The 543-nt window shown below is 46.6% G+C and carries 1 protein-coding gene; it reads right to left on the bottom strand.

Annotated elements, in window-relative coordinates:
* On the bottom strand, positions 1-543 hold a 543-nt coding region (locus ACFSR8_RS16475), incomplete at both ends, for a transposase (protein WP_380294072.1).

The raw sequence follows: 543 nt of genomic DNA, 5'->3' as shown, positions 1-543 counted from the left end.
ATCGGAGTTTTTTTTTATCCATCGAACTGATATGACGGATTTGGTGCAGGTGCGTTTCCAAATCCTCTTTGGGGACTTTAAGCTCCAAACTATCCATAGAGGCATTGGCCTTAACAGGTGCCGAATCTATGGCCTGGGTATGCCCGCTTACCATGCCCCTCTCCACGCACATACTTAGTACTTTGGTAAAAACCTCTTCAAATACGGGCTCCGGGTATAATTGGCGGGTACGGCTGATGGTGGAATGCCACGGTAGTTCCTCATCAATATCATAGCCCAGAAAATACAGGATATCCAGGCGCATACTACTGTGCTGGATCAATTGCCTGTCGCTAATGATATTCTCCAGATAGCCTACCAAACACAGTTTAAAAAATACAACGGGGTCGATGCTCTTTTGCCCACTGGAACCATAATAACTCCTGGTCAGGCCATAGAGGAAATCCAGGTCCACGACTTCATTTAATCGCCTGTAAAAATTCCCCTTGGGGACCCGCTCGCTGAGCTGGAATTGAGCGAACAGCTTTTCCTGGTAATCTTTTT

This window comes from Hyunsoonleella rubra, from assembly GCF_042684665.1.
GTDB classification, from domain to species: Bacteria; Bacteroidota; Bacteroidia; order Flavobacteriales; family Flavobacteriaceae; genus Jejuia; species Jejuia rubra.
The sequence above is the reverse complement of the archived record's forward strand: the minus strand, read 5'-3'. Positions and strand labels throughout refer to the sequence as shown.